Origin of the sequence: Mycobacterium sp. E802 (genome assembly GCF_001666875.1) — a bacterium.
In the GTDB taxonomy this organism is placed as follows: Bacteria; Actinomycetota; Actinomycetes; order Mycobacteriales; family Mycobacteriaceae; genus Mycobacterium.
Genome location: NZ_LZJD01000084.1, coordinates 1 through 25,056, shown reverse-complemented (window position 1 = coordinate 25,056; position 25,056 = coordinate 1). Strand labels below are relative to the sequence as shown.

Annotated in this window: 28 protein-coding genes; 16 read left to right on the top strand and 12 right to left on the bottom strand. The window is 63.3% G+C overall.

The window, feature by feature from the left end:
• The first annotated feature begins 3 nt into the window (after positions 1-3).
• The 6 genes from A5699_RS12870 (at position 4) to A5699_RS12855 (ending at position 3,378) form a co-directional block, all read left to right on the top strand.
• Entirely contained in the window at positions 4-777 is a 774-nt protein-coding gene (locus tag A5699_RS12870; RefSeq protein ID WP_065069398.1) for an SDR family NAD(P)-dependent oxidoreductase, read from the top strand.
• Positions 778-889: 112 nt separating this feature from the next.
• Positions 890-1,957, top strand: a complete 1,068-nt coding sequence (locus A5699_RS28495) for an NAD(P)/FAD-dependent oxidoreductase (protein WP_003881687.1) — start codon at positions 890-892, stop codon at positions 1,955-1,957.
• A gap of 208 nt (positions 1,958-2,165) precedes the next feature.
• Entirely contained in the window at positions 2,166-2,342 is a 177-nt protein-coding gene (locus tag A5699_RS29115) for a hypothetical protein (RefSeq protein ID WP_003881686.1), read from the top strand.
• A gap of 40 nt (positions 2,343-2,382) precedes the next feature.
• Positions 2,383-2,544 carry a hypothetical protein gene (locus A5699_RS29110; RefSeq protein ID WP_003881685.1) on the top strand — a complete coding sequence of 54 codons (162 nt, stop codon included), beginning with the start codon at positions 2,383-2,385 and terminating at the stop codon, positions 2,542-2,544.
• Between the two features lie 77 nt (positions 2,545-2,621).
• The gene (locus A5699_RS12860; protein ID WP_003881684.1) at positions 2,622-3,071 is read left to right on the top strand and encodes an LLM class flavin-dependent oxidoreductase; all 450 of its coding nucleotides are present in this window, start codon (positions 2,622-2,624) and stop codon (positions 3,069-3,071) included.
• Positions 3,013-3,378, top strand: coding sequence for a hypothetical protein (locus A5699_RS12855; protein ID WP_131722224.1), 366 nt, complete (start codon positions 3,013-3,015; stop codon positions 3,376-3,378). The genes A5699_RS12860 and A5699_RS12855 overlap by 59 nt, the downstream gene beginning before the upstream one ends.
• A 165-nt stretch (positions 3,379-3,543) precedes the next feature.
• Here A5699_RS12855 and A5699_RS12850 read toward each other — a convergent pair whose 3' ends face one another.
• From A5699_RS12850 to A5699_RS12830, 5 genes are all read right to left on the bottom strand, one after another.
• Positions 3,544-4,374: a mycofactocin-coupled SDR family oxidoreductase gene (locus A5699_RS12850; RefSeq protein ID WP_038562861.1), complete on the bottom strand. Its 831-nt coding sequence runs from the start codon at positions 4,372-4,374 to the stop codon at positions 3,544-3,546.
• A gap of 15 nt (positions 4,375-4,389) precedes the next feature.
• Positions 4,390-5,553, bottom strand: coding sequence for an LLM class flavin-dependent oxidoreductase (locus A5699_RS12845; protein ID WP_003881681.1), 1,164 nt, complete (start codon positions 5,551-5,553; stop codon positions 4,390-4,392).
• 47 nt (positions 5,554-5,600) lie between these two features.
• Positions 5,601-6,050, bottom strand: coding sequence for a limonene-1,2-epoxide hydrolase family protein (locus A5699_RS12840; RefSeq protein WP_003881680.1), 450 nt, complete (start codon positions 6,048-6,050; stop codon positions 5,601-5,603).
• Between the two features lie 105 nt (positions 6,051-6,155).
• Complete coding sequence (locus A5699_RS12835) at positions 6,156-7,196, bottom strand: phosphotransferase family protein (RefSeq protein WP_067769787.1); 1,041 nt, start codon at positions 7,194-7,196, stop codon at positions 6,156-6,158.
• Entirely contained in the window at positions 7,193-8,389 is a 1,197-nt protein-coding gene (locus A5699_RS12830; RefSeq protein ID WP_067769795.1) for an acyl-CoA dehydrogenase family protein, read from the bottom strand. The genes A5699_RS12835 and A5699_RS12830 overlap by 4 nt, the downstream gene beginning before the upstream one ends.
• A 267-nt stretch (positions 8,390-8,656) precedes the next feature.
• Here A5699_RS12830 and A5699_RS12825 point away from each other — a divergent pair, with 267 nt between their 5' ends.
• From A5699_RS12825 to A5699_RS12820, 3 genes are all read left to right on the top strand, one after another.
• On the top strand, positions 8,657-10,195 hold the full coding sequence (locus tag A5699_RS12825) for a class I adenylate-forming enzyme family protein (RefSeq protein WP_003881677.1): 1,539 nt from the start codon (positions 8,657-8,659) through the stop codon (positions 10,193-10,195).
• Positions 10,196-10,377: 182 nt separating this feature from the next.
• Positions 10,378-10,539, top strand: coding sequence for a hypothetical protein (locus tag A5699_RS29105; RefSeq protein ID WP_154660279.1), 162 nt, complete (start codon positions 10,378-10,380; stop codon positions 10,537-10,539).
• Complete coding sequence (locus A5699_RS12820; RefSeq protein ID WP_003881675.1) at positions 10,536-10,868, top strand: hypothetical protein; 333 nt, start codon at positions 10,536-10,538, stop codon at positions 10,866-10,868. Before A5699_RS29105 ends, A5699_RS12820 begins: the two co-directional genes overlap by 4 nt.
• A gap of 163 nt (positions 10,869-11,031) precedes the next feature.
• On the opposite strand, the gene A5699_RS12815 is transcribed toward A5699_RS12820, so the two are convergent.
• The 3 genes from A5699_RS12815 to A5699_RS12805 are packed head-to-tail and all read right to left on the bottom strand — an operon-like array spanning position 11,032 to position 13,744.
• Entirely contained in the window at positions 11,032-12,216 is a 1,185-nt protein-coding gene (locus A5699_RS12815) for a thiolase family protein (RefSeq protein ID WP_003881674.1), read from the bottom strand.
• A 44-nt stretch (positions 12,217-12,260) separates the two neighbouring features.
• A complete protein-coding gene (locus A5699_RS12810) occupies positions 12,261-12,992 on the bottom strand; it encodes an SDR family oxidoreductase (protein ID WP_003881673.1) in 732 nt (243 codons plus the stop codon).
• Positions 12,989-13,744 carry an SDR family NAD(P)-dependent oxidoreductase gene (locus A5699_RS12805; RefSeq protein ID WP_003881672.1) on the bottom strand — a complete coding sequence of 252 codons (756 nt, stop codon included), beginning with the start codon at positions 13,742-13,744 and terminating at the stop codon, positions 12,989-12,991. The genes A5699_RS12810 and A5699_RS12805 overlap by 4 nt, the downstream gene beginning before the upstream one ends.
• Positions 13,745-14,103: 359 nt before the next feature.
• Between A5699_RS12805 and A5699_RS12800 the strand changes: the two genes are divergently transcribed.
• A complete protein-coding gene (locus A5699_RS12800; protein WP_003881671.1) occupies positions 14,104-15,330 on the top strand; it encodes a bifunctional 3,4-dihydroxy-2-butanone-4-phosphate synthase/GTP cyclohydrolase II in 1,227 nt (408 codons plus the stop codon).
• 73 nt (positions 15,331-15,403) lie between these two features.
• Here A5699_RS12800 and A5699_RS12795 read toward each other — a convergent pair whose 3' ends face one another.
• Positions 15,404-15,874, bottom strand: a complete 471-nt coding sequence (locus A5699_RS12795; RefSeq protein WP_003881670.1) for a MaoC family dehydratase — start codon at positions 15,872-15,874, stop codon at positions 15,404-15,406.
• A 201-nt stretch (positions 15,875-16,075) separates the two neighbouring features.
• On the opposite strand from A5699_RS12795, the gene A5699_RS12790 reads away from it, so the two are divergent.
• Genes A5699_RS12790 through A5699_RS12775 form a run of 4 tightly spaced genes read left to right on the top strand, consistent with a single transcriptional unit; the run spans position 16,076 to position 19,922 of the window.
• On the top strand, positions 16,076-17,266 hold the full coding sequence (locus tag A5699_RS12790; RefSeq protein ID WP_003881669.1) for an acyl-CoA dehydrogenase family protein: 1,191 nt from the start codon (positions 16,076-16,078) through the stop codon (positions 17,264-17,266).
• A complete protein-coding gene (locus A5699_RS12785) occupies positions 17,263-18,396 on the top strand; it encodes an acyl-CoA dehydrogenase family protein (protein ID WP_003881668.1) in 1,134 nt (377 codons plus the stop codon). The genes A5699_RS12790 and A5699_RS12785 overlap by 4 nt, the downstream gene beginning before the upstream one ends.
• Positions 18,397-18,419: 23 nt before the next feature.
• On the top strand, positions 18,420-19,148 hold the full coding sequence (locus A5699_RS12780; RefSeq protein WP_003881667.1) for an SDR family NAD(P)-dependent oxidoreductase: 729 nt from the start codon (positions 18,420-18,422) through the stop codon (positions 19,146-19,148).
• Positions 19,149-19,181: 33 nt separating this feature from the next.
• On the top strand, positions 19,182-19,922 hold the full coding sequence (locus A5699_RS12775; RefSeq protein ID WP_003881666.1) for an SDR family NAD(P)-dependent oxidoreductase: 741 nt from the start codon (positions 19,182-19,184) through the stop codon (positions 19,920-19,922).
• 225 nt (positions 19,923-20,147) lie between these two features.
• Here the strand turns inward: A5699_RS12775 and A5699_RS12770 are convergent, their stop codons facing one another.
• Positions 20,148-21,371, bottom strand: a complete 1,224-nt coding sequence (locus A5699_RS12770; protein ID WP_003881575.1) for an acyl-CoA dehydrogenase family protein — start codon at positions 21,369-21,371, stop codon at positions 20,148-20,150.
• 56 nt (positions 21,372-21,427) lie between these two features.
• Entirely contained in the window at positions 21,428-22,012 is a 585-nt protein-coding gene (locus A5699_RS12765; RefSeq protein WP_003881574.1) for a flavin reductase family protein, read from the bottom strand.
• Positions 22,013-22,094: 82 nt separating this feature from the next.
• Between A5699_RS12765 and A5699_RS12760 the strand changes: the two genes are divergently transcribed.
• Positions 22,095-22,391, top strand: coding sequence for a hypothetical protein (locus A5699_RS12760; RefSeq protein WP_131722226.1), 297 nt, complete (start codon positions 22,095-22,097; stop codon positions 22,389-22,391).
• A gap of 240 nt (positions 22,392-22,631) precedes the next feature.
• Complete coding sequence (locus tag A5699_RS12755) at positions 22,632-23,243, top strand: TetR/AcrR family transcriptional regulator (RefSeq protein WP_003881572.1); 612 nt, start codon at positions 22,632-22,634, stop codon at positions 23,241-23,243.
• Between the two features lie 17 nt (positions 23,244-23,260).
• Here A5699_RS12755 and A5699_RS12750 read toward each other — a convergent pair whose 3' ends face one another.
• The gene (locus tag A5699_RS12750; protein ID WP_067769779.1) at positions 23,261-24,808 is read right to left on the bottom strand and encodes a helix-turn-helix domain-containing protein; all 1,548 of its coding nucleotides are present in this window, start codon (positions 24,806-24,808) and stop codon (positions 23,261-23,263) included.
• Positions 24,809-25,056: the final 248 nt, after the last annotated feature.

Below are 25,056 nucleotides of genomic sequence, written 5' to 3'. Positions count from 1 at the left end.
GCCATGCCGAACATCTTTGATCTCACCGGCCGCGCCGCCATCGTCACCGGTGCCGCCGGCGGGTTGGGAGCCGCGTTTTCCTGGGTACTCGCCCGAGCCGGGGCCAGCGTCATCTGCGCAGACTTCGATGCGGACAAAGCCCACCATCTGAGCGAGGAACTCAACGCGGCCGGATTGCATGCGTCCTCGGCCCACCTCGACGTCACCGACGAGGCATCGGTAGCCAAGATGACCGACGCGGCGCTGACTCAGCACGCGCGGATCGACATCCTGGTCAACAATGCCGGAATCGGTGACCTCCGGGCGGTACCACTGCACCGAGTAAAGCCCGACCATTGGCGCCGAGTATTGGCTGTCGACCTCGATGGCGTATTCCTCTGCAGCAGAGCCATTCTGGGGCACATGGCCGCCAACCGGTACGGCAAGGTCATCAACGTTGCCTCGATGTACGGGCTGCATGGATCCAAGGGAACACCTATGCCGGCCTACACCGCTGCCAAGGCGGCGGTGGTCAACCTCACGCGTGAATGCGCCCTGCAGTACGCCACGCACAACATCCAGATCAACGCACTGTGCCCCGGGTTCGTCCGTACTGGCCTCGCCGGCGGCGTGTATGACGACCCGAGTTTTGTCGCCGCGCTTAAGGCCCAGGTCCCCATGGGTCGGATTGCCGAGGCCCACGAATTCAGCGGGGCGATCCTGATGCTCGCATCGCACGCCTCCGATTACATGACCGGCCAAACGCTGGTGCTCGACGGTGGGGTATCCGCCGGGTAACGGCGTCTCGGTGTAGCGCGATGCAACACCAACTCTCCTGAAGTGAGGCTTGAATCACATGCAGGACAGTACATCTGGCAACTGAGAACCGCTGCACGATGAGGAATGAGCCATGACACAGCGCAATACGACCACCGCGAACACCTCTGCCGAATCTGGCTCCGAAACCGCCGATGTCGACGTCATCGTAATCGGCGCAGGAATGGGTGGGCTGTACGCCGTGCACCGACTGCGCGACAATCTGGGATTGCGTGTGCAAGCCTTTGAAGCCGCCTCGGGCGTGGGCGGGACCTGGTACTGGAACCGCTACCCCGGCGCCCGCACCGACAGCCCCTACACCGCGTACCGATACAGCTGGTCTGACGATCTTGTCCGGGACTGGACATGGACTGAACGCTATCCCTCTCAGCCCGAGGTCCTCAAATATCTGGAGTTCGTCGCCGACAGGCTTGACCTTCGCCGCAGTTACTGCTTCAACGCCCGAGTCACCGCAGCCGAGTACGACGACACCACCAACACCTGGACAGTGCGCACCGCAGACGGAACGGCCGCAACATCGAAATTTCTGGTCTCGGCGCTCGGGCTCGTTTCGGCACCGATCACCCCCACGATCCACGGACTGGACACTTTCGCCGGAACTGTCATCCAGGCCAGCACATGGCCTCACGAGGACATCGACTTCACCGGCCGACGCGTGGCCCTCATCGGAACCGGATCGACCGGGATACAGATTCTGCCGATCATCGCGCCGCAGGCCGACGCGGCGACAGTCTTCCAGCGCACGCCCAACTACGTGGTACCAGCCCAGAACCGCACGTTGACCGATCAGGACATCACCGATCTGCGGACGCCGCACCGCGACATCGCCAAACAGCTACGTCAACACCCCTTTGCGCTGCCCATAGCGACAGTCGGGATGAACGCAGTAGCTGTCGATGAGCAGACCCGCGAACGAATCTACGAACAAGCTTGGAATAAAGGCGGATTTCACTTCCTGTTCGAGACATTCGACGATGTCGCGGTCGACGACACCGCCAACGAGACCGCCTGCGAACTCATCCGCAACAAGATCCGCGCCATCGTCAACGATCCCGACGTCGCCGAACGTCTGACCCCGAAGGGCTACACTTACGGAGCCCAACCGCCCACCCGCGGGGACCGGCTACTACGAAGCCTATAACCACCCGAACGTCACCCTCGTCGACCTCAACGCCGAACCCATTGAGGCTGTCACCGCCTCCGCGATCCGTACCGCACAGAACGCCTACGACGTCGACACCATCATCCTTGCCACCGGGTTCGATGCAGCGACCGGATCATTCACCCGCATCGACATCCGGGGTCGCAACGGAATCACCCTGACCGATAAGTGGGCGGACGGGCCGCTGATGACCCTGGGCTTCGCCACGGCAGGATTTCCGAACCTGCTCACGGTCACCGGACCGCTGAGCCCCTTCGCCAATCTGCCGACCTGTATCGAAGAAACCGTTGACTGGAGCGTCGATCTGATCGCGCACATGAACAGCCACGACCTGAACACCGTCGAAGCCGTCGAGTCCAAGTGAAACCGACTGGGCTCAGACGGTCACAGCGGCGGCCAAGGCGATGACCGCCGCCAAAGGCGTCGACGTGCAGTCCTGGTTCACCGGGGCAAACGTCGAGGGCAAGGCCCGCGCAGTCAACGTGTTCTTCGGAGGTGCCAACAACTACTTCCAGCTCTGCAGAGAAGCAGCGGCCAATGGCTATGAAGGATTTGTCCTGAACTAGAAGAACCGGTGCGACCTGACAACGTGCACCTGTTGATGTCTTCCGGATCCCAAACCTGCAGAGCAAAGGAGCTCGCCATGAAGTACAGCGTCGTACTGACCCCGACCGCGGACTCACACGAAATCGCCGTGCGCGCAGAGAAACTCGGCTTCGACGGCGTCTGGTTCTTCGACAGTCCACTGCTGTACACCGATATCTTCGTCGCGATGGCGGTTGCAGCCTCGCGCACCTCCCGGATCCGACTCGGTACCGGGGTCGTCGTGCCCGCCAATCGCATCGCCCCGGTGACGGCCAATGCCATCGCCTCACTGAATGCCCTGGCGCCAGGCCGGATCACACTGGGCCTCGGAACAGGATTTTCCGGCCGGAACACGCTAGGCAGAAAGCCCATCCGGCTGGCCCATCTCAAGCACGACATCGATGTCATGCGGTCACTTCTGGACGGAGACCACGTCGAATGGTCCGACCATGAGGGTTCAGCGCGCAGTGTTCTACCACAACGTGGTAGAGGGGGCACTGGACTTTGACCTGCCCGACACATTGGCGCATCGTGCCGCTGCCTACCGCGACGAGGTCTACTTGAATTACCAGCCTGCTGCGGCGCGGCATCTGGAGTTGCACCGCGGGCACCTCACCCGCGTGCGTGACGACGAACGCCGATTCATCGATGCCGACCTGGTACGCACCACGTCATTCACAGGCACGCCGTCCGAACTGCGGACGATGTTGGCACGTCTGGGAGCCGTCGGCTGCACGGAGTTCGCGATTCAGATCGTCGCCGGATTCGAAGACGAGATCGACCGCTGGGCTGAGCTGTTCGAGCTCGACCACTAGCGCCCCCGACGCCGGAACGCCGGGGGCGTCGTTTGACACAACGTGGCATCTCTATCGCCAGAACCTGTTCTCGGTGTTGGCTGTCAGACAAGAACGCTGGGCTAGCCGTCGTCAGTCCGAAGGACCACCGCCCTGGGCAGCGCCTCGGGCTGGACGACCGCCGTGTCACAGTGTCGTGCCGGCATCCACAGGGATCGCTGCGCCGGTGATGTAACGGGCGTCATCGGAGACAAGAAACAACAAGGCCTTGCTGACATCTTCCGGCTCGACCCAGGGGATGGGCAGTTTGTTCATCGCCGTTGAGGCGACCTCGAAGTCAGCCCGAGTCGGATTCTCTTTGTCGGGGCAGAAGATCCGGTATGTCCCTTCATTCTGGATCATCGGTGTGTCGACCTGTGTCGGGTGCAATGAGTTTACGCGGATGTGGTGTGGCGCAAGCTCCACGGCAAGACTGCGCATCAATCCGACGACCCCGTGCTTGGCGGCGGTGTAGTGCGAGATATGCGCGTAGCCTTTTAGGCCAGCCGCAGAACTTGTCAGCACGATTGCTCCACCGCGTTGTCCGGCCAAGATGTGCGGAATCGCAACCTTGGCGGTGTGCCACACACCGGTGAGGTTGATGTCGATCATCTGCCGCCACGTCTGCGGTGAAAGCTCGTGTGACAGATATGGTTTGCTCGCAATACCGGCGTTGGCCGAGACAATGTCGAGTCGGCCCAGCTTCTGAACCGCCTCGGTGAGGGCTTCCTCAAGTGCCGGTAAGTCGCGGACGTCGGCCTCGACGCGGACCGCGCGGCGGCCCAAGGATTCGACTTCAGCGGCGGTGGCGAGCAGTTCCTCGGCAGTCCCCGAGGGATATCCGGTGTCCGTGATGTCGCCGGGGACATCGACCAAAATGGTGTCTGCTCCCTCGGCGGCCAATGTGAGGGCGTGGGAACGACCTTGGCCGCGGGCGGCGCCGGTGATCAACGCGACTTCGTCTTCAAGTTTAGGCACGGTGGTCTCCGGTGTTCAGTGCGTCTTGATGGTGCGCTCGGCTTCGAAACGCTTCTGGGCTTCTTCTTGCCCGGCCTGGGTAATATCGGCGGCGGCGCGATTGCTGTTGACGGTTTGGTCGAACCCACGCTTGCGCGAGGCAAGATCACCGTTGAAATGCGGCGCAACCTGCTGAGCGATGAGTTCGAAGCTGCGCAGCGCGGCGTGGGTGGGCGCCCATTCACCGTGCAGGACAAGGAACTTGCCGAACCCACCCGATTTCTCCTGGAGGCGGCGGATCTGGTTGATGGCCATCTCCGGGGTGCCGATCACCGCGAGACCGGATTCGTTGATGTTGTCGATGAGCCCATCGAGGTCATCGGATGCTTCGAATCCCGGAGTGATGTGGGACAGGTAGTTCATCAGTTCCAGCAGCCCGTGGCGGACGTCAGCACGCGCCTGCTCCTCGGTGTCGGCGACATGCATGATTCCGGTCAGCCGCCACTCGTCGCGGCGCACGGTCTTCCCGTTCTCGGCGGCGATCTCCTCGGCGATCTGCCAATGATTGGCCAGCAGTTCCACGCCCACCGGATTCGTCGCCGCGAGCGAGAGGATGCCGGCGCCGAATCTCCCTGCGAGTTTGGGTCCGGTCGGGGACACCGTGGCCGTGACTGCCACCTGGAAATCGGTGTACGGTGCGACGTGTAGGTAAGCGTCCCGACAGGTGTACCAGTCGGTGTCCTCGTTAACTGTTTCACCGGCCAGCAAGCGGTTGATGACAGCGAAGGACTCCTCCATCTTCCGACGGTTGTCCATGGGGTCGATGCCGATCATTTTTGCGTCGTCGGCCAGCTGGCCGGGTCCAGCACCGAAGATCATTCGGCCATTGCTCAGATGGTCGAGCAGCACCAGACGGTCTGCGAGCAGAAAGGGGTGATGGTAGGGCAGTGACACCACGCCGAGGCCGAGCTTGATCTGTTTGGTGCGCTGCGAGGCGGCTGCGACAAACAACTCTGGTGAGGCGATGATTTCGACACCGCCGGAGTGATGCTCGCCCATCCAGAACTCCGCAAAGCCGAGTCGATCGAGGTGCTCGACGAGTTCAAGGTCGTGCTGGATGGAGAAATGGGCGTCTGAGGTGGGCAAGTGCCACGGCGCAAGGAAGGCGCCGAAGTCAACGCGGGAGTGCACGATGGTCATGATGTGTTCCGATCAAGTGAAAGTGGTTGTGGGCGTGGACAGCCGACCTAGCCGCGCAGTGGGAGCTCGACGGCCTCTTCGAACTCGCGAAGGTCGAAGTAGTCACGCCACCCGACGATCTTGCCGTCGCGCAACTGAAAGACACCGAGCACGGCAAGGGGAAAAGACTTGCCGGTGGGCAACGCGGTCAGAACATCGACGCGCTCGGTGTAGACGAAGCCGTTGGCCGAAGCGATGTGAAAAGTTTCCACGACGTCGATGCTCATGACGCCAAGGAGCCCGGCCAAGGTCGCGTGCACAGCGTCACGTCCGTACGCCGGGGGCAAGGGCATGTTCTGGTACATGCCCTCGTCGTCGAAGTAGGTGATCAGTCGGTCCGCGTCATTGGTGGTCAGTTCCTGCAGAAACTTCAGGACCAGGGTTTCGTCGGCGTTGGCAGCGGCCTTGTCGGCCGGGTCTGCGGACACCCATGTGGGGGCGTCAACGTGAAGCGACATTGCTTTTGACTCCTATCAAGCGCGGGGGACACTCTGCTCAGGGCCCTTACGCTAAGTGGCCTGTATCACTGCAGGTGTCGCAGTTCGCAACAGATCCGCGCTGGTTCAGGATCCGATGGAGGTGCCCTGCCGTCCGCGCAGTGCGCGAAGCCCGGCGGCGACCAATTCGGGCACGCATTTGCCCGCCGACCGGGCATTCTGATCGGTCGAGGACCCCGCTGTGGCACGGTAGGCGATCCCTTCCGCGATCACGGCGAGTTTGAAATGTGCCAGCGCGACATAGAACGGCCATTGAGACAGATCGCGGCCTGAGGCAAGTGCATAGTGCTGGGCCAAGACGTCGGCTGTGGGCAGACGAGGGCTGGTCCAGGCGGCCTTCGTACCCAAGATGGTGTTCAGCGCTGGGGAGCGGTACACGCACATCAGGGCGATATCGGTCAACGGGTCACCGATGGTCGACAGCTCCCAATCCACCACCGCGCGCACGCAGCGAGGCGCGGACAGGTCGACGATGGTGTTGTCGATTCGGAAGTCTCCGTGCACGATTGACGGCTCGGATGCGATGGTGGGAACGCTTTCTGACAGCGCGGCGGCCAGCAGGTCGACGTCGGTCAGATCACGCGTGCGGACGCGGTGCCATTGCCGGGTCCAGAGTCGGACTTGGCGAGCCGCGAATCCATCGGGCCGGCCGAAGTCCTCCAGTTCGACGGCACGGTAATCCACCGCGTGGAGGTCGACGAGGGTATGGACGAGTTCAGCTGCCAGCGCCTCGATTTGGTCATCGGTGAGGTCGTCAAGATCGCGGTGCTCGCGCACTACTTGCCCCTGGACGAACTCGACGACAGTCAGCGGCGACCCGGTATAGGAACCGTCGACGTCGGCGGCCACAGTGGCGGCCACCGGAACTGCACTGTCTTTGAGGGCACCAGTGACGCGGTACTCCCTGGCGACATCATGAGCCGAGGGCGTCAACCCGTGTAACGGGGGTCGGCGCACCACCCATGCCATACGACCATCGGTCACACGGTAAGTCAGGTTGGATCGGCCGCCGGGCAGCGCACGTGCCGAAAGCGATTGCCCGACAGCTACTCCGCTATCCACCAGCAAAGCGCGTAACCGCTCGAGATCGAGCCCTTGGTGGATCATTGGGCTGCCGCCGCGGCGCGGATGGCACGTTTGGCGATGGCCCAGCGGTGCACTTCTGAGGGCCCATCGTAGATCCGGAACGGACGGACCTCCCGCGAGATCCGGGCGATGGGGTAATCGTCGGAGATACCGAGGCCTCCGCACATCTGTGCGCTGCGGTCGACGACGCGGTCGATCGCTTCGGCAGCGAAGGTCTTGGCTATCGAAGTCGATGTCGACGCGGCGTTTTCCTGATCGAGCTGCCAACACGCCTGAATGAGTAGCGCTCTGGCCGCAGCCAGATCTATTTCGTTGTCGGCGACAAGTTTTTGGACCATTCCCAAATCGCCGAGGCGGCCGCCGAATCCGTGGCGCTGACCGACATGGTGCAGAGCCGTGTCGTGGGCCCGGCGGGCAGAGCCCAGCCAACGCATGACATGGGTCATGCGCGCAGGACCTAACCGGATTTGGGCATAGGAGAATCCGGCGTCGACCTCGCCGAGGACGGCGCCATCATCGACGGTGACGTCATTGAACAGCACTTCGCAGTGACCGCCCAACATGGATTTGTCCATCGTGGCTATATGCCGGCCGACCTGCAGTCCGGTGGCGCCGTGATCGACGAGAAACATGGTGGCACCGCCACGGTCGCCGGGCTGTCCGGACGTACGTGCCATGACGATGAAGAAGTGGGCTCCGTCGGCGCCGGTGATAAACCACTTGCGCCCGAAGATATGCCAGCGCCCACCGCCGTAGGTCGCTGTCGTGTTCAGCATCGTTGGATCCGAGCCCGCCCCAGGGGAGGGCTCAGTCATCGCAAAGGCTGAGCGATAAGCCCCGGTGGCCAACGGTTCCAGGTACCGCGCTTTTTGGTCGGTGGTGGCGGCGTGAGTCAGCAGGTGAAGATTGCCCTCATCGGGTGCGGCGATGTTCAGACTCAGCGGACCGAACAAGGAGTACCCGGCCTCTTCGAATACCGGTGCCCGATCGACCATGCCCAAACCCAAACCGCCGTACTCACGCGGAGCGTGAGGTGCAAAGATGCCGGCGTCTTTGGCGGCGGCCTGCAACTGCACGCGCAGCTCATCGTTGCCGGCGGCGTCGATGTCGCCGCGGTACTGGTCATCGACGGGCAGCACCGCCTCACGGATGAAGGCAGCAGTCTGTGCGGCGAGGTCGGTCACCTGCGGGGCAAAGTCGAAGCTCACAGCCATCGGCACTTCCTTGGGTTAGCGGGGCATGAAGCGGGCGCTGCAGCGCATTCCAAAGGCGCGGTCGCCGTCTTGGACGGTAACCACCAGCGCGCAGGTCTAATGTCGCAATACGCGACGGCTGAGCCGTTCCTGTGGTCGTGACAACACGGTGTTCCCAATTGCGACACATGCCCGGCCCAGTGCAGACCTATGGTTCGGATCTGACCACCGAGGCGAACGCATGATCAGGGCCCCGGGCGACCGAACTGTTGTCGAAGGAAGACTGGTATGAACCTGGCGAGTGTGTTCCACCATCAGGCGGCAAAATACCCGGACAAACTGGCGGTAGCCGACGCGCAGACCACCCTGACGTACGCGTCGCTAGACGATCAGTCGGCGCGGGTGGCGGCCTTCCTGATTGCGGAATCGATTCGACCCGGCGACCGTGTCGCGATCTACATGACCAACTGTGTGCAGTACATCGTTGTCGCGCTGGGAATCTGGCGTGCCGGCGCGGTGCTGGTGCCATTGAACACCGCCGTCCCTCAAGCCCCGCTGCGTCATGCCGTTGACGATTCCGGTGTGCGTATGGTGTTCGCCGACTCGCAGACCGCTGTGCGCTTCGCGCGCGACTGCCAGGGCCTGGCAGCGGCTGAAAATCTCATTGTCTACGACCGCGGCCCCACCGAGGACCCAGTGCCGGCCCGCTGGAGCTATGACCACACCCTGAGCGCTCCACCGGCTTCGAGCATCCATCCCCGGCTCGACGGCGACGACGCCATCATCATGTACACCAGCGGGTCTTCGGGAAACCCCAAAGGCGTGCGCCAGACACATCGCAACGTCACCGCCTACATCACTGCAATCACGCAGGTATGGAACCTTTCTGCCGAAGACTTTGCGGTGATCTGTACACCCTTCTTCCACGTCGGCGGGATGCAGCTGATGATCCTGCCCATGCTTCTCAACGGCGCCTCGGCCTACACGTTGCCGCGGTGGAATGTCGCGCAGTGGCGCCAAGCCATGCAGGACCACAACGCCACCTATACCGCCCTGGTGCCAACGATGGTCGTCGATGTCGCCAACGCCTTCGAAAACGAACCAGCCGACCTGTCGTCTGTCCGAGTATGCGCTATCGGCGGCTCGGTGCTGCCGGACGGGCCGGTGCAGCGTTTCCTGTCCGCGACCGGAATCACCAACGCGGTCAATATCTACGGACAAACCGAACAGTCCGGCGTGGCCATCTGTGAACGGCCGGGACAACAGGATTCTCCACGGACACTGGGGCGGCCCTTGGAGCAGCTTGTGCAGTGGCAACTGATCGACACGGCCACCGGTGAGAATGTCAGCGACCGACCGGACCACGTCGGCGAGCTGCAGGTGCGCGGCGATGCCGTAAGCCCTGGGTACTGGAATCTGTCGCAAATCAACGCCGACAAGTACGCCGACGGATGGCTACGAACAGGCGACCTGATGCGCATCGACGCCGAAGGCGCACTGCACTTCGTGGAACGATCCGATGAGATGATCATCTCGGGCGGGGAGAACGTCTACCCCCAGATGATCGAAAACAGTTTGGCCTCGTGCCCACACGTGGCCGAGGTCGCCGTCATCGGCACTCACCATGAGCGCTGGATCCAGCAGGTGACCGCGATCGTCGTGCCGCGGACACCGGCTGTCACCAAAGACGACATCCTCACCTTTTGCGCTCAGCATCCCGACCTCCAGGGATTGCAGCGTCCGCGCCGCATCGAGCTGGTTTCGGCACTGCCACGCACCGGCAACAACAAGATCGACAGACCGCAACTCAAGCGCGACTTTGTCTGACCATGAGTCATCTTCGATTGCTCTGGATCAACGGCGCGCCCATCGAGCGGCCTGCACCAGTACCTACACGGCGACGCCTACCGGTTGAAACCACCAGTGACGGCTGCCGTATCGCCTGGATGGTGCTGCCGACAACAACTTCAACGGCGCTGACCGCATCGCGGAGCACCAAAGCACACAGGATGAAGACAACCCTGCGTGGCCGCCGCGTTCCCGCCGTCGTTGCGGTGTTGTTCGCCCTGCTCTTTCAGCTACTCGCCGCCGTCGGCATGCATCTGGTGCTGGAGCGGCCCACGCTGGAGGCCACGAGGCCGTTCGCTGCCAGGCCGGTCAGCACGCCATGAACCACGGCGACGAACAGGGTTTCGCGTGGGCGCTTGCCGAAACAGCTGAACCGTTCCTGAAACCCGCTGAGCGGCATTGGCTTTGCGTCAAGATCGGAGCAGGAGACTACCGCGGCGCCATTCTGGAATTGCTGGAACGATTCGCCGCTGCCGATCGCGAGCTACCACTGGCGCTGGCCCCTTCCCTGGAAGCATGGGTGAGCGGCTTCGCCGGTAGCCGTTACGAGCAACGGCTACGCTCATTGGCGGTGCGCATCCGCCTTGGTCCACCGATTCCCGAACCCATCGTGGTTGCGCCCCCGCCTCGGTTGGTCGCACGGCGTCCCTAACCGGCCGCCAAACGGATCGCGCTGCGATGGCGCACGATATCTGATCGGCGCACGCCTGCCCCAGTCCCACCCCGCTGGGCGTAAGCGCACAGCACACCGCCCTGGTGCGCACGTGATGGGATTCGCGTGCGCACCAGGGCGGCCGGCGTTGGTGGCGGTGTCGTCAGAGCCGTTCGATGATGGTGGCGTTGGCCATGCCGCCGCCTTCGCACATGGTTTGTAGCCCGTAACGTGCTCCACTGCGTTCAAGGTTGTTGACCATGGTGGTGAGCAGGCGTGTTCCCGATGCCCCCAGGGCATGCCCGAGCGCGATGGCGCCACCTCGCGGATTGAGCTTGGCCGGATCGGCGTTGAGAGAGCGTGCCCACGCCAGTGGTACCGGCGCGAACGCCTCGTTGACTTCGTAGGTGTCGATGTCCTCCAACGTCAGACCGGATCGGTCCAGTACCTTCTTGGTCGCCGGAATCACGCCGGTCAGCATGTACAGCGGATCACTGCCGGTGACAGCAAAACTGTGAAAGCGCGCACGAGGACGCAGTCCGAGTTCGTTGGCTTTGTCCTCGGACATGATCAGCACCGCTGAGGCCGCGTCGGTCAGCGGTGAGGAGTTGCCGGCCGTGATACTCCAGTTGATCTGGGGGAACCGAGAGCTGTATTCCTCTGAGGCAAAAGACGGGCGCAATCCGGCCAGGCCCTGCTCGGTGGTTGCGGCGCGCACCGTCTCATCGGTGTTGTGGGTAGTGCCGTCGGGCAGCGTGACCGCGATGATCTCGTTGTCGAAATCGCCGCCTTGGTTAGCTTCGGCGGCCAGGCGGTGCGAGCGGGCGGAATACGCATCGAGGGCCTCGCGGTCCAAGTTCCAGTCCGCGGCGATCAGTTCAGCCGAGACACCCTGTCCGACAAGCCCGTCGGGGAACCGCGCAGCTAACGGCTTGACGTTGGGATCCTGTCCTTGTGAGCTGGCACCCATTGGGATTCGGCTCATCGACTCCACCCCGCAGGCGATGACAATGTCGTAAGCGCCGGCCAGCACACCCTGGGCAGCGAAATGTGCAGCCTGCTGGCTGGAGCCGCACTGGCGGTCCACGCTGGTGCCAGGCACCGACTCGGGCAACCCTGCAGCCAGCGCCGCGGTGCGAGCGATGTTGAGAGCCTGCTCACCTGTCTGCGACACGCATCCGGCGATGACATCGTCGATGAGCGCCGGGTCGAATTCGTTGCGCGCCAACAGTGACTGCAGAGTCTGCTGCAACAAATTGACCGGATGCACGCCCGAAAGCGCGCCGCCGGGTTTGCCTTTGCCTGAGCCTGTGCGTATCGCATCGACAATGACTGCGCTGTTACTCATCGGTTCTCCAATCCAGAGACGTTGTGGTAGAGGGGGTTTGAAATCTATGCGCGCCACAGGCCGGGGCCTGGGCGGGTGAGGGGAAGAAATGGCACAGTGACTTGTTTGCTCAGCCGTGTGAGACACACCGTGATTTCGGCGACGTCCGCGGCCGTGATCATCGCCGCCGGGTCCACGCCGGGAAGGTCGGCAGTCATATCGGTGGCGACATAGCCCGGGCACACGGCCGAGGCGTTGACACCGTGAGAGTACTCTTCGACCGACAAGGTCTCGCACAGTGAGATCAGGGCGGCTTTGGTGGCGCCGTAGGCGGAGTTCAGCGGTTCCCCGGCCAGTCCTGTCATTGATGCCATCGCGATAACGCGCGATCCCCATGGCGAGTGTTCACCGGCGAGCCGCAATGCCGGCAATAGGTTCTGGATCAAGGCATACGGCGCGCGTAGATTGATGGCCAGCAGTTTGTCGAGCCGGCGCAACGGAAAACTGTCCAAACGGCCGATGGTCCCCATCGCGGCATTGAGGATCAGCGCATCCAGAGACTCCAGATCGGCGATGGCGTCAGCGATGATCTGAGGGGCCAGCGGGTCGGCCATGTCGGCGGCGATGGGACGCACATGCCGTCCACTGTCTGCGGCCAGTGCCGCAGCGAACTCTTCGATCCCGGCCTGATTACGGGCGGTGACGATCAGGTCCCAGCCTTCGGCAGCCAGTCTGGTGGAGATCTGCGCGCCGATGCCGCGGCTGGCACCGGTGACGACGGCGGTGCGCTGTGTCATCGGGGTGCCATCCTGATGGCGCCGTCGAGTCGAATGGTCTCGCCGTTGAGCATCGGGTTGACCACGATGTGCTCCACAAGCGCGGCGAACTCGTGGGGATCGCCGAGCCGGCGTGGATGAGGCACCTGGCTGGCGATGGACTCACGTGCCGGCTCGGAAAGTCCCTGCAGGATGGGGGTATCGAACATGCCCGGTGCAATGCCCATCACCCGGATGAGTTGGCTGGATAGATCACGGGCCAGTGGCAATGTCATGCTGGCGATGGCTCCTTTCGATGCGGCGTAAGACGCTTGTCCGATCTGACCGTCGTAGGCGGCCACCGAGGCGGTGTTGATGATCACGCCGCGCTCTCCGTCCACCGGGTTGGTAGCGACCATCGCCGCGCCGGCCAAACGTGTGACGTTGAAGGAGCCGACCAGGTTGATGTCGATCACGCGTTGGAACCGCTGCAGTTCCAAAGGCCCGGTCTTGCTGACGACGCGGGCCGGATCACCCACGCCGGCGCAGTTGACCACTACTCGCAGCGGCCCCCAGTCGGCAGCCGCGCTTACTGCGGACTTGACGGCGTCCTCGTCGCGCACGTCGGCGGCGAGGAGGCGGATGCGTGGATCTGTCTGCGGGGCTTGCTCGACCGCGACAGGCAGGTCGATACCGATCACCTTGGCTCCGGCCGCGGCCAGCCGGTGCGCCGTGGCGTGACCCAGCCCGGAGGCCGCACCGGTGATCAATGCGATGGAGTTCTCTAACTTCACTGTGCTGGTGTCGCTTTCGCTGCGTGCCTGCGCCCTCGAAGGGCTGATTGCCGCACTCAACGTCGCACTCCGGGTGGGGGCATGGTCGTCGCAATCCGCGACAGTCCGGCCCCGGTGTAGTGATGTGCGACATAGTGACGGCCCTAAGCGTTCCTAGCCTGGATCCACAGTGATCGGCATGACCACCAGCAGGAGGTGCCACGATGAGTAGTCCCCAGCCCCGGCAGGATCGGCGTCATCCAACAGTGCGGACCGCGTCGGGTTCGGCGTCGGCGCCTCTGCCCGCGGTGCGTCATCTTCATCCGCGCGGTGTCAGCACGATTGATCACCGCGAGTGTGGCCATGAGCCAGGGGCGCCATTGCCCGTTGGTAGGCGGGCCGCCGTCCACCACGACGCGGTCGATATCGCCATCGAGCGCCTGCAGGCCGGTCAAATGGTCATTGTGGTCGATGACCCCGAACGTGAGAACGAAGGTGACCTCGTCATGGCTGCACAGTTTGTGTCGGCGCCGAACATGGCATTCATGGTGAGGCACACCACCGGCATCATCTGCGCGCCGATGACCGATGAACGCGCTGATGCGTTGGGCCTGCCGTTGATGGTGACCGCCAGCACCGACCCGCACGGTACGGCGTTCACCGTCTCTGTTGACGCCGAAGGAACCGGTACCGGCGTCAGCGCCCAGGACCGCGCGGCTACGGTGGCCGCGTTGGCTGCGGCGACGACCACCTCATCCGATCTGCGGATACCTGGCCATATTTTCCCCCTGCGTGCGCGCGCAGGCGGCGTGTTGGAGCGCGGCGGGCATACCGAGGCCGCGGTAGATCTCATGCGCCTGGCCGGGCTGGACGAGGTCGGCGTGATCAGCGAATTGGTTGCCGACGACGGCGACATGCTGCGCGGGCAGGCGCTCATGCAGTTCGCCGCCGACCACCACCTTGCCGTGGTCTCGATAGCTGAACTCAAGGCCCGCCGCTCGCAGCAGCGCGTCCGCCTGAGTGGCACATCCCAATTGCCGACTGCCTACGGGCTTTTCGAAGCGCGCTCGTACCGCGAGGGGCCTACCGGTCAGGAACACCTGGTGCTGATCGCCGGTGAGCTTGATGCGCTTCGTGCCACGGCTGCCGGAGCGCTGGTTCGTGTGCACAGCGAATGCTTGACCGGTGACCTGGCTTCCTCACTGCGCTGCGATTGCGGCGATCAGCTGCGTGAATCCTTGCAACTGGTCGCTGACAACGGAGGCATCGTGATCTACCTGCGCGGCCACGAAGGGCGCGGGATCGGACTCAGCGACAAACTGCGCGCCTACACCTTGCAAGACGCCGGCCGGGACACCGTGGACGCCAATCTCGACCTCGGCCTGCCTGTGGACAGCCGTGACTACGCAGCCGCGGCAGACATCCTCACCGATCTCGACGTGCCGCGCATACGGCTGATATCAAACAATCCTGCCAAACGCGACGGTCTGAGCCGACACGGCATTCAGGTCACCGAATGCCTGCACCTCCCCAGCCACCGCACCGCACACAACGTCGATTATCTGCGCACAAAAAGGGACCGGATGGGGCACGCGATCGACATCTAGGGACGAGGCGTCGCGCGTGCACTCAGGGGTATGCCGGCCTGGCCGGAGCACTCCGGCAAGGTTGCGTTCGAAATCAACTCAGATAGCGGTACACGGCTTCGGCGACACAAACCGGTTTGTTTTGTCCTTCTGCTTGCAGAGTGGCATGCACCGTCACGCTGACGCCGCCGGGCACCTCGGTGACCGCGGCGATCCGCGATTGCAAGCGCACTCGCGTCCCGGAAGCCAGCGGAGCCGGGAACCGGACCTTCTCGAGCCCGTAGTTGAGGACCTGCGAACAGTTCTGCACGGTCAGCACGCTGGCCAGCAGGGGCCCTACCAAGGACAGTGACAAATAACCGTGTGCAATGGTGGTGCCGAAAGCGCTGGCGGCCGCGCGTTCGGTATCGACGTGAATCCATTGATGGTCACCGGTGGCATGGGCGAAAAGGTCGATGACGTCCTGATCGATCAGCCACCAGTCGCTGGACGGAAGTTCCGAACAGTTGAGCCCGCGTAGGGCATCGAGATCATCGCACACGACAACGTGGGTATCAGTCGGCATCGTAGATCAATCCTTCGGTCGCACAGAGATATTGGCCGTCGAGCGTAGAGACGATGCGTTCGGTATAGATGTCCCAAACCGCTACAGCACGCGCGAACCCACTGACTCAGACTGCGACACCCATCCCGAACCGCCTGCGGCCACGATCAGGGATGTGGTCACGCACATGTGGCCGCCCACATCCAGGAGGACAACCGACCCATGAGCGATGAGTCGCCGGATGCAGCACTCGTAGGTGCCGTCGAGGATTTTCTGCGCCAGCATGACCCCCACACGATGGAACGATCCGAGTTTCTGCGGGCACGCTTTGACGCCGGGCTTGCATGGGTGCATTACCCGCAAGGACTCGGTGGCCAGAACCTCGATGCCGAACTGCAGCCGATCGTTGACGCTGCGTTCGCTGCCGCCGGCGCACCAGATAATGCCCCGCACCGCAACGTAATCGGCCTGGGCATGGCAGCACCGACCATCCTCCGCTTCGCCGGCGACGAGCTGAAATCGCGGTGGCTGAAACCGCTGTGGACCGGCGAGGAGATCTGGTGTCAGCTGTTCAGTGAGCCCGGCGCAGGATCGGACCTCGCCGCGGTGTCCACCCGTGCCGTGCGTGACGGTGAGGGCTGGCGAGTGTCTGGGCAGAAGGTGTGGACGTCTTTGGCCCACGCTGCCACGTGGGCTCTGCTGGTGGCGCGCACCGACCCCAGTGAGACCAAACATCGGGGCCTGACGTACTTCGTCTGCGACATGTCCAGCGATGGGGTGGACGTGCGTCCCCTGCGTCAGCTGACCGGTGAGGCCGAATTCAACGAGGTCTTCCTCGATGATGTGTATGTTCCCGATACGCACCGCCTCGGTGAGCCAGGACAGGGATGGAAAGTCACCCAACTGACCCTGATGAACGAACGCGTCGCCATCGGAGCGGGGACCACCCCCCGCGAAGGTGGCGCCATCGGATTTTTGACCAGGTCATGGCGCGACAACCCGCACAGGCGTCACCCCGCGGTCTACGACGACCTGCTCAAACTGTGGGTCGATGCCGAAGCCGCGCGGCTGACCACTGCGCGACTGCGCCAGCAGATGGAGGCCGGATTGCCCGGCCCGGAAGGCTCGGGGGCCAAGTTGTCCTACGCCCGCCTGGCTCAGCAGACCGCCAGTGTCGAGGTTGATCTGGCCGGCGCCGAGGGCTTGCGTTACGACGACTACAGCATGCGGCGACCCGACCTCGACGTGGAGGACAACCGCCCGGCCGCGTACCGGTACTTACGTACCAAAGGGAACTCGATCGAAGGCGGCACCTCAGAAATCATGCGCAACATCATCGCCGAGCGAGTCCTCGGCCTGCCCGCCGAGCAACGCGTGGACGTCGACATCGCCTGGAAGGACCTGCCCCGATGACCCTGGCCAATCCGCCGGTACCGGATCTTCTGTATTCCGAACTGGAAGAACAGCTGCGCGACACGTTGCGCGATGTGCTCAAAAGCAAAGCAGAATGGGCCGCGGTTCTCACACGCACGGAATCATCAGACACAGTCGATGCCGAGCTGTGGGCAACCCTGGCCACCGAAGTCGGCTTGGCGGGGTTGGCCGTATCCGAAGAGCACGGTGGGAGCGGCGCGAGCTTGCGCGAAGTGGCTGTGGTGCTGGAAGAACTCGGACGCGCGGTCGCCCCGGTGCCCTTTCTGGATGCGGCGGTCACCACCCCGGCACTGCTGTCGGTGCTGCACCTTCACGACCTACTTGCCCGCTCGGCCTCAGGAGAATCCGTTGCGACACTGATCGTTCCGGCCGACCGGACACCCTGGGATGAATCCGAATTCACCACTGCCACGGTCACCGAAGACGGCCGGCTGACCGGCACGGTGCGTTCGGTCTCTGGCGCCCTGACAGCCGATACGTTACTGGTGCCGATCGACAGTGGCCTCTATGCCGTGGGCCGTGATGACGCCACCGTCACACCCGTGGTGTCGCTGGATATGACCCGCCAACTGAGTGACGTCAGCTTCACCGATACCCCCGCACACCGCCTGGACGCCCATGAAGTGGGCGGGGCCGTGCGCACGGCGCTGTCCGTCTCGTGTGCCCTGCTGGCATCTGAACAGCTGGGACTGGCTGAGCAATGCCTGGCGATGACCGTCGACTACCTCAAAGACCGCCGGCAGTTCGGGCGCGTCCTGGGTTCCTATCAGAGCCTCAAGCACCGACTGGCCGATCTGTGGGTCGACATCACCCAGTCACGTGCTGTGGCCCGTTACGCCGCAGCGTGTGCGGCCACCGGTAGTCCGGATCTGCCGTTGGCCAGTTCCTTGGCACACGTGGTGTGTTCGACAACAGCGGTGCGGGCCGCCGAGGAATGCATCCAGTTGCACGGCGGGATCGGTTTCACCTGGGAGCATCCTGCGCACCTCTACCTCAAACGCGCCAAGACGACGCAAATGCTGTTCGGCACGCCCTCGGCACACCGCCACCGAATCGGCGAGCTGGCAGGACTGAACGTCGCGCCCGTGCATTCAGGGGGAAACTCGTGACTGACCTACACGGACGATGCGCAGTGGTGACTGGCGGCAACAGCGGTATCGGGCTGGCGTTAGCCGTCGGACTGGCCCGTGCAGGTGCTGACGTAGCAGTGTGGGCGCGCAATCCTGAACGCAGCCGCACCGCAGTCCAGGAGCTCAAAAGCCATGGCGTCGAGGCACTTGCGGTGGCATGCGATGTCGGAGACGAACAGTCGGTCCTGGACGCCACCGCCCAGACCGTGCAGGCATTGGGCAAGATCGACATTCTGTTCGCAAACGCCGGCATCGCCGATGCGAAAGACTACCTGGACACCTCGTTGCAGGAATGGCACCACGTCCTGCGCACCAACGTCGATGGCACTTTCTTGACCACTCGCGAAGTCGGCCGGCACATGGTGGATCGCGGTCAAGGCGGATCGATTGTGGTGGTCTCTTCCACGGTGGCGCGCTACGGCGCTGCCACCCAAGCCGCGTACGCCGCCAGCAAGAGTGCGTGCGGATCGCTGGGGCGCACGATCGCAGTCGAATTCGCGCGTCATCAAATTCGCTGCAATGTTCTCGTGCCGGGCTGGGTGTCTACCCCGATGAACGATCACCTACGCGCCAACGACAAATTCTTCGATGTGACGGTACGCCGCACCCCGGTTCGCCGCTGGGCTGACGCCAGTGAATTCTACGACGTCGCAGCATTCCTCGCCGATCCTACGTTGACGTTTCACACCGGCAACGAGGTCGTCGTCGACGGCGGCTACACCATCTTCTGACCGCTTCACCACCTGTAACTCTGAAGAGGATTGATGACCATACGTTTTGACTTCGACCAGCGCACCGTCTTGATCACCGGTGCCGCCCAGGGCATCGGCAAGGCCCTGGCCGAACATTTCGCGGCATCCAACGCCCGGGTCGCCGTCGTTGATCGCGACGAGGCGCTACTGCAGAAAGAGTGGGCAGGACACGGGGAGAACATCATCACCGTCGCTGCCGATGTCGCACAGACAGAAGACGTCCAGCGCGCGGTGTCCAGTGTTGTCGAAACGTGGGGCAGCATCGATGTGGTGGTCAACAACGCCGGCATCGCCCGTGACGCGGTGGTGTGGAAACTGACCGACGATCAGTGGGCCAGTGTGTTGGCAGTACATCTGGGTGGCACGTTCAATGTGACCCGTGCCGCTGTTCCGCACATGCGTGCCAACGGGTTCGGGCGAATCATCAACGTCACGTCCTATACCGGCATGCACGGCAACATCGGTCAGTCCAACTACGCGGCGGCCAAGGGCGGCATCATCGGGTTCACGAAATCCGTGGCCAAGGAGACCGCACGATTCGGTATCACCAGCAATGCGATCTCTCCCAACGCTGCTACCGCGATGGTGGCCGCCGTGCCCGCCGACAAACTGGCCGAGATGACGGCCTCGGTGCCGCAGGGCAGGTTCGCCGATCCAGGCGAGATGGCCGCCGCCGTAGCTTTTTTGGCCTCCGACGAAGCTGCCTACATCACCGGTGTCGTACTTCCCGTTGATGGCGGGGTATCGATGTGAACGGCTGCGCCCCAAGCCGCTAGGCGAACCTAGACCGAGTTGCCCCCGGCCAGTGTTGCTCCGGGGGTAACTTGATGTTGTGCTTGCGCCAAGCGTACGCCCGAGCGGCTAGCCGGCCAGTGCGACATCAGCCGCGCCGACCTGAACTACCGGTAGCGGCAAGAGTGCAATGAGTATGGCGGGGTCCGTTGACCGGACCCCGCCATAAGCGGTGGTGATGTTGATCTAGCCGAACAGTCCCAGCGCGGTCTTACCGATCAGGTCGTAAGCCTGGTTGCTGTTGACCGGGTGGTAGATACCGGCCCGCGCATCGCGGAACAACTTCTCCAGCGGAGCGCCTTTACGAATACCGCCGCCGCCGACCAGTCGCAGCGCCGTATCGGTGACGTTGATGGCCGCTTCTGTCGCGGCGACCTTGCCGATCGAAACCCGCGCTGGACGCTCGATCGGATTCCAGGTGGCATCGGCACCTTCGAACAGCGCCTCGGCGGTGCCGCGCACGGCCCACTCCGCGGACTGCAGTTCGGTCCAGGCCTTTCCGAGCTCGTACTGGACATATCCGATATCGCGGACCGCCTTCTCTTCTCCTTCCTGGGTGCGCCCGAGGCTTTTCTTGCTCAGCGACTCACTGACCAGTCGCAGCGCGCGTTCCCCGACCCCGAGGTACACGCCGGCGAAAGGGAAGCAGGCCCATTCGATCTCGTTGAACAGGCCGTTGCGGTAGGTACCGCTGTAGGCCTCTGCGGGGACCGGCACCTTGTCCAGGACCAGCGTTTGCGTGCCGCTGGCACGCATCGACATGGTGTTCCATGTCCGGCGGATCGACAGCCCCGGCGTGTCGGCGGGAATGACGAAGACCGCTTCCCGTTCGGCGTGTTCGCTGAAGGTCTCGGGCAGGCTTCCGTCTTCGTTGGTGATCACCGCGGTGAAGGCCACGATATCGGCGTTCTCAATGTAGGTGGCCCAGTTCTTCGCACCGCTGGCCAGCCATCCGCCATTGCCGTCGGGAACACAGACGGTGTCAGAGAGCCCGCTGATGCCGGCTCGTTCCTCGCTGAGGGTCCCGGAGAGCATCGAGCCGTCCTCGACGATCTTGGTGAAGAGGCGTTCACGTGCCGGCTCATCGAGAAGTTCACGGAAAATGCCGACCATGACGTGATGCATGTTGAACGACAACGTGATTGCCGGATCTCCGTACGACGCCAATTCCTTTTCGACCAGCGCGGTGGTCCATACGTCGGCGCCCAAACCGCCATACTTTTTCGGGATGACGAGCTTGGGCAGTCCGCTTTCTTTGTACAGCGGAACGAGCTCGCTGGGGAACAGGTTGTCCTCGTCGGCGCGCTTGCCGTACTTCTCGAACTCGGCGGCGAGTTTGCGGGCACGCGCGACGAGTTCGACGCGTTCCTCGGCGGTAACTTCCACGACGTGCTTTGCAGTGGTGGACATGTCGGTTCCTTACTGTGCGGGGAGTATCAAAGGGACGTGGTTCAAAAAGGGGGCTGTTACGACTTGCTCGCGAATCCTTTGCTGTGAGTGTTTGTGCGGATTGAGGAATGCTGGCCGACCGAATGCCAGGTCCGGTCCTGATAGACCAACCGATTTTGTGCTCCGCCCGGCTGCGCATGCCGACGCTGGCGAACGTCGACAACGTCAGCGACGACAATGGTGGAGCCTGTCGTGCGGATCTTGTCCACGGCTCGGATGAGAAGAATTTCCGCGGCAGCAGGAAAGTACGGCTCCCCGGTGGGTAGGCGTTCCCAGATCGTTGTGTCGGCGAAGCGATCGATGCCGCTGGTGGCGCACAATTGCGCCAGTGCCAGGTCCTCGGTGTCGAGCAAATGAACTACGGCGGTGCTGGATTCGATGATGGTAGGCGCGCTGGAAGAGGCGTCGGTGATGGTGAAGATCAGTCGAGGCGGCGAGGCGCTCAGTGAAGTGACCGACGTAGCTGTCAGGCCTACCGGGCCCGATCCGCTGTCGGCGGTGATGACAGCGACCCCGCCTGGGTGTCGGCGGAAGGCATTCTTGAAGTGCTCACTGATCGGTCGAACTTCGCTCGGCGCGGGCTGGGGTCGTCCATTTGTCACGGCAGGAATCCTTTCTGATTAATTGCGGCTTCCTTTGTCGGCCGATGAATAGTGTTGGGGGATAGGTCGATATAATGGGCGGGTGCAAGTGAACATCGATACATCACCGATTTCCGTCGACGGCCTGGACGTATTTACGGAGTTCACCGCGATCAGTTCCGGCGTCGGAAACGCGGCAGATTCGGCGAGCAGTGGTGTGCGTGTCGATGAGGACAGTGAGCATGTGTGGATTGATCCGGCCCGCATCGTCGCTGCGGCATCGGCGGCCGGTGTGCCTGACTCGTGGACAGGGGATTTTGAGCGCATGTGCGGTTACGCGCAGACCAAAGGGTGGTTGGACGAGCGAGGCTGGATTCGGGCGCATGTGGTCGCCGGGTGATGCAAGCCGGCCGACGCCAACACGAGCTCTCGCTGCGATGAGCACCCCAATGTCCTTTCTCCGTATGTCCGGGACTGCGGTGTCCGTCCCCTCGTACTGTGACCACACGGTATGTTCAGCGTCGGGTTGTGAGTTGTCGCACAATGAGACGGTGTGCAACGGCAACGACGGCCTGCGCCACACTGCGTGGCTGGGTCTAAGTGGTGTGTGGCTGGTGAAGCGGACCGGCGGTGTGCGGGGATGACGAAAGCAACGCCAGAGCAACCGGGTTCGCCACGGCGCACCCGGCTGGAAGCCGACGATCGGCGCGATCAGATCGTGGCTGCGGCCCGGGATCTATTCGCGCAGAGGCCTTACGAACAGGTATCCACCGGCGAAATCGCCGCAGCGGCGGGTACCACTCGTACGAATGTGTTGTACTACTTCAAATCAAAGCGCGGCCTGTTTTCTGAGATCGTCGAACGCTTCTCCCGGATACCGGAGGACTTCGTGGTGCCGGACGGGCATGACGATGTCGCTGGGCGGGTGCGCGCGATTTTCGAGAAATGGCTCGACGGGATCGAGAGAAACCGTGGCACCTACATCACCATGGTGCGTGCGTCGTCGAGTTCAGACCCCAAAGTCAGTGGGGCTCTCCGCGATAGCATGCGCACCTGGGAGCAGAATCTGCTGCGCATCGTTGGGCTCGATATCGACGAGCCTTCCAACCATGCGATGGTCCGTAGTTTCCAGGCGCTGGTGGCCGACGCAACGATGGCGTGGTTGGAGTCCAAAGAACTCGACAAGTCACAAGTGCTGGAATTGTTGACCAACTGCCTTATCGCAGTGGGGCACAGCGCCTCTGCTGACTGAGGATACGTGCGGCGTGGTCACAAGACGGCGTCATCCATGTCGATACCCAGCGAGCGCATCTTGCGGTAGAGCGTCGAGCGCGCAATGCCGAGCTTGGCGGCGGCTTGGTGTTTGTTGCCGCCGGCGGTCTTGATGGCGTCGACGATGGCCGTTGCCTCTGCGCGTTCCAGTCCCACCAGCCTGCGCCGTGAGGTGATGGCGGCAAGGTGGGTGGGCAGTTCCTTGGCGCTGATATAGCTGTAGCCGGTTTCGGACACGATCTGGGTGACCAGTCGTTTGAGCCCCGCGATGTTGTCGGACCAGTCCACGCGGGCCAATGCGCGCAACGCGTCGGGCATCCATTGCACAGGTTCGCGGTCGGCGCCGGCCTCGGCGGTGAAGTGTGCGACGAGCACCGGCAGGTCTGCAGAGCGTTCTGAAAGCGGGGGTACCGAGATGACGGTGGGGAAGGTGACCAAGGCGGGGTCGGTGGCGTGGTCTCGGTGTGGCCAAGTGGCCGAGGTGGCAAAGACCCGGCTCGGTGCGGGCCGGTGGGTGAGCGCATCGCACAGGGAGGTCACCATCGCCGGGGCGAGCTGGTCGAGATGGTGAATGATCACGGTGCTGTGGTCGGGCGCGTTCAACGCCGGCGCGGCAATGTTGGTCACCCACTGCGGATCTGCGGCTGAGGCGGCCGCGTCAATCTCGCGGTAGCTGGTTGTGCAACACGCGCGCGCAATCGCCGATTTGCCCACTCCGCGCTCACCGACGAGCAGCACGCCGGGGGAGGCGTGAGTGCGGGCGAGCTGATTCAGCAGCGCCGTCCAACGCTCGCTGTGGCCCACCATGCCGGGTAGCTCCACGATGGCTGGGCCCTCGGTGTTGCGGACCTCGGCACGTTTAAGCTTGAGCACGACACCGATGACCGATCCATCACTGACGACGGTGTGATGGTCGATGACCACTGGTCGCGGGCCGCCCAGCGCTGCGGGTTGGTCGGCAGCGCCGGGGTCGCTGAGGACACGGGCGGCATACTCCCAGAGCACTGCCTGGTCGACTGATCCGAGCATGCGCGTCGCGGCGGCGTTCGCGACCACTGTTTTCTCGTTGACGGCGACAACAGCATGGCGGGCGTCGCGGCGTTCGTTGACGAATGCCCTCATGAGTCCCTGTTCGGCGGTCGTAGCGGCATCCAGCAGGCATCGCTCTACTTCGGTGGCGATGTCACATACCCAGGGCACGGCCAACGGCGAGGTGTCCCGGAATCGGCTGATCAGATTGATGCTGCCCACGATGCGCTGGGTCACTGGGTGAGTGATGACCATTCCTGCTGAGGTGAACTCCAGGAACTGCATGCCGAAATGCTCGGGGCCGCGCACGAACGTCGGCGTTGCCGTGATCAGTGTGCTGCCGCTGGTGGTGCCCAAGGTGGTCTCGGACACCAGGAACCCGGGCTCGATGTCCAGCTTGGCCAGCCGTGCCATCAGAGCGTCGTCACCGACCCAATGCCGCAGGATCACGCCTGCGGCATTGGTCAGGAACAAACACGATTCCGCGGCCGTCAGCCCGTCGATGCGGGTGCGCATGACAGTGACCGCAGCGTCGAGCAGCTCATCCGCGATCGCCAGCGAGCGCTGGGAGAGGACCGGCGAATCTCGCCGAGCGTGCTGCAGTCGTGGCTGCGAAGCGTGCGATACGGATTGAGTCCGGCACAGGTCGGACCCTGCGGAGAGTCGACCCCCGAGCAGGACATGCGACTGCTCGACGCTGCGGTCACTGTCATGCGCACCCGCATCGACGGGCTGACGGCCGCGGAATCGTGTTTGTTCCTGAC